This is a genomic window from Clostridium sp. Cult2 (genome assembly GCF_021655075.1).
Taxonomy (GTDB): Bacteria; Bacillota; Clostridia; order Tissierellales; family Tepidimicrobiaceae; genus Schnuerera.
The window spans coordinates 1-3,949 of sequence record NZ_PPXX01000106.1 but is presented as its reverse complement, the minus strand read 5'-3'; the positions used below and the strand labels follow the sequence as shown (position 1 = coordinate 3,949).

The following is a 3,949-nucleotide window of genomic DNA, read 5'->3' as shown; positions in this document are numbered from 1 at the left end:
TGTGTAGTAACTCAAATTATAACAGAAAATGGGGGGTCATTGTTTTTGTTTTATAAAAAACTATGTAACCCTTGATAATATAAGGTTTTAATAAAAAATGGGAGTGTCAAATTTGACACTACGTATATTTAAAGGAGGAGTAAGAGATGAAAAACTCAAAACTAATCAATTATTTATTAATATTATCTTTGGTTATATGCTTTATAACCACTTCAACTAAGGGGGTATTAGCAGCAAAATCAACAGAACTCAATGAAATAATTTTCGAATATATCAATTATATTCATAATTTTTCAACAGGATTCTACTCTGTAACTCCAGAAAACATAGCAGCAAGTTTATTAAATTATGACTCAAAACTCGATCCTGCCCTTGTACTAATTTATACAGCAGAAGAATATTCCCAGTATGGTACAGAAAGTAATTTATACCTTGAAATTTTAACTTACAAAGATGGAAAAATAGAAAAAAAATGCTCTAAAGTCTATGACCATGATGGAGCTTTAGCAGAAGATGAATATGAGTGGAATATAATAAAGGATACAAAAACTGGCTTAGATTATATTGAAGTAACTGGAGGAAGATATGCACAAGGCTATGAGTATGAGTTTAAATATTATTATAAATTTGACGGAGACAAATTGGTGAATCTTGCCACTATTAATGGAATGAGAAATGTTGACATTGAACCTAATAGCAAAATGACATATCAATATTTTTTGAATGAAGAAAAAGTAAGTAAGTCTAATTTCGATAAAGTTATGAATACGAAAAAAAAGGTAGCTAATTTGTTAGAGAGAGATTGGGGAAATGTAAGACATACTAATGGTCTAAAATTATTGAATCAAGCAATACAACCTACATTATATCTAAACAATAATAAAATAAATACAAATCCTGTAATGGTAAATGGAAGAACCCTAGTACCTGTAAGGGCATTATTAGAGGAAATGGGTGCCACCATAAAATGGGATGGAAAGACTAGAATTGTAACAGCCATTAAGGGAAATACCACTGTTATAATGAAGATAGATAGCAAAATAGTGACGGTCAATGGTGAAGCTTTTGAGCTCGATGTTCCAGCTAAGTTGATTAATAGCAGCACCTACATACCAGCTAGATTTATTAGTGAAAGTTTTGGATATGATGTTTATTGGGATAAAATTGCTAAACGAATTGATATAAAAGGTCCAAGATATTAATAGAGCCAATATAATACTAAAACCTAAACAAATTTGTTTAGGTTTTTTAGTAGGCAGTGTAAATAATTTTGTGTATTCTCTTTCCTTGGGATAATAATTGGGATTAGAATACAAAGTAATAATATGTAGAAATTAGTCGTTAACTAATCTTTCAAGGGTCGTTTGATTAAGTATATTATACCTTAATTTGGAAATATCTTTCTTGTTTTTGTTATTTATTTCTAACCAATAATGGACTTGTTGAAGTATAATAGCTTCATTTAATCCTAGTATAGTGGCTAAATATCTGTCTAAAACTACTGGATGATTGTTATTTCATTTATTTAGCAAATTCTATGGCTTTTTCAGCTACAATGTTGTCACTATCTCCCGTATAGATATTAGGTTATATTCAAAATCAGATTATACTGATACAGTATCCACGATTAATCTATTAACCTTTCTAAATCTTTTAATTTTACACCTGCTCCATTTACTCTTATTACTTTCCCTTCTAAGATTTCAATGGTATTTTTATTTAAAATATATTTATCATGTTCTTTTCTAATTGTATATCCTTTTAAACTTGCTATTTTCTTAAGTTTTTTATAGACCTCTATTTCCAGATTACTCTTTAATTTAAGTTCATGCATATTCTCTGCATTTTTCAATAAATATAAAGTCGTATAGGATATTATTTGGGTTCCCGCTTGAATTGGCTCTATGATCCCAACTTCTTCAATATTATCTAAATTAAACCTAAGATAATATTCATTTTCAGTTCCTTTTCTAGCAGTTAATTCCTTGCATTCTCCCCTTTTATATCTAACTATATTATCAATTTTAGCATAATATTTAATTCCTCCTTCATCACCGAAGGACTTTTTAGATTGATAAAAGGCCAAATATTCAATCCCAAGTCTTACATTAGATAATCTTTTTTCAGGTATATGATAAAATTTATAATCCTTATATGCCTGAAAATGTCTTTTATCCTTTACATTTACTACCATCACATTTTCTAATTTAAACTTAGCATAATCATCATATTCATCTATTGAAATTCTCTCACTTTTAGCCTCCAAGTGAGATTGATTAATTATCTTTTTCAAATGTTTTGTAATAAGTTTTGTACTGCCTGGAAGCATTGGAAATGCTCCTACATTAACTTCTTCAATGCTTTTATAAAACTTATGGTTTAAAAAATCCTCTTCATTTCCATAAGGAAACATAACATAGGCCCCAAAGGTATCATATTTATAGTGAAAATCGTCATTCATTTTAGATACAATAGCATCTCTATATCTATGCATAACATTTATATCCTCAACCATTGGACCAATCTTGCCATTTTCCACTGATATTCTATACTTTGCATCGAAAATATACATTCTATTATCCTTATCATTTAGATTCCTAATATGTAAAACTGTATCAGGTCTTTGGTCTGTTGTTGGCATTGAATAGGATTTATTGTACCATAATTCTAATTTGTTTTTATTACTCTTATATACCATTTTGGATTGAGAGTCTTGCAATAATGATAGATACATACCATTATCCTTATATTGTAATATGCCATATTCCTCAACTTCATAGCCCAAATCACATAATATCTTGTGAATCTTTAAATAACACCACATTTCATATAGTGAATATAGTTTTTTAGGTGTTATTTTAAATAAATCATCTCCTAAATCTAATCCTTTGTTTAACATAATATATTTCTTATACATTTCCTTGTATCCTGGAGCCATTTGAAAAACTAAGCTCATGCTTTTGTTACCTTTTAAATCATTAATATCTTGAAAATAATTATTTAAATATATCTCTATAACTTTTATCTTTTTTCTAATAAATATTAAAGTATTATTTTCTCTTTCATCATTAGGATCCAAATAGATTTCTATAGATTTTAATCTTTTAATAGTCTGTTGAATCATATGTTTTACAAATCTATTTTCGAAAATATCTATAGTTGTTACCTTCTTCTCCATGTCTAATATAATCTATACCATCTATAATATGATTGCTTGGATTACAATAATTGTATAGATCTATTAATATATCCTTAATCACCCTATCACTACCTGTAATAGTAGGTAAGATCTTTTGCATAATTTGATAATCAAAGGCTATATGTTCTTCTAATAAACCATATCTTTTGTTTTCTAACATATAAAATACTATCTCATCCCTTACTCTATATCCAAAATGTTTGTTTCCCATAGCCATTATATTATTAATCTCTATAATCTCTTTATTTACTCTTTTTACATATTCCCTATCAGTTTTAATAGCATCTTTAATAGATAAATAGCTAGTTTTAAACCAAGAATTATCCAGGTTCATGTCTTCTCTGTTATCTTCAAAATCAAAATCTAAAATATCTAATCTTACATCAGAAAACTCTATTGTATTAACTCTATCTAATACTTTTCTACTAAAAGCAAAAGTAGAGTCATCCATATTAACTGTACCAATAATATATAGGTTTCCTGGAATCCTTAAATTAGCATAGAGATTATCTTCAGGTAAATAACCTTTGGGAAATATCCTATCTGTTAGCAATTGATTGTCATCATCAAAATACCTAGATTCAATAATGCTTAAATATTCACTTAGATAATACTCCACTCTAGCTAAATTCATCTCGTCTAAACATACAAAATAAGGAAAGGTTTTGTTTTCAGACTTAAATAAAAATTACTTAAATCTTCATAGGAAAAAATAAAACCCTTTGATTTAATATTTTTATATATACTATT

At 27.6% G+C, this 3,949-nt stretch carries 3 protein-coding genes; 1 reads left to right on the top strand and 2 read right to left on the bottom strand.

Going from position 1 to position 3,949, the window contains the following annotated elements; genetic code table 11:
* The first annotated feature begins 146 nt into the window (after nt 1–146).
* The gene (locus C3E90_RS11855; protein WP_236915887.1) at nt 147–1,202 is read left to right on the top strand and encodes a copper amine oxidase N-terminal domain-containing protein; all 1,056 of its coding nucleotides are present in this window, start codon (nt 147–149) and stop codon (nt 1,200–1,202) included.
* Nucleotides 1,203–1,627: 425 nt separating this feature from the next.
* On the opposite strand, the gene C3E90_RS11850 is transcribed toward C3E90_RS11855, so the two are convergent.
* Nucleotides 1,628–3,178 (bottom strand): DUF2357 domain-containing protein, encoded by a 1,551-nt coding sequence (locus C3E90_RS11850; protein ID WP_236915886.1) that lies wholly within the window; start codon nt 3,176–3,178, stop codon nt 1,628–1,630.
* A complete protein-coding gene (locus C3E90_RS11845; RefSeq protein WP_236915885.1) occupies nt 3,138–3,833 on the bottom strand; it encodes a hypothetical protein in 696 nt (231 codons plus the stop codon). Before C3E90_RS11845 ends, C3E90_RS11850 begins: the two co-directional genes overlap by 41 nt.
* Between the last annotated feature and the right edge of the window lie 116 nt (nt 3,834–3,949).

Bases quoted from the DNA above. Each gene is read 5' to 3' on its own strand.
- C3E90_RS11845 (WP_236915885.1), bottom strand. From the start codon at position 3,833: ATGAATTTAGCTAGAGTGGAGTATTATCTAAGTGAATATTTAAGCATT.
- C3E90_RS11850 (WP_236915886.1), bottom strand. From the start codon at position 3,178: ATGGAGAAGAAGGTAACAACTATAGATATTTTCGAAAATAGATTTGTA.
- C3E90_RS11855 (WP_236915887.1), top strand. From the start codon at position 147: ATGAAAAACTCAAAACTAATCAATTATTTATTAATATTATCTTTGGTT.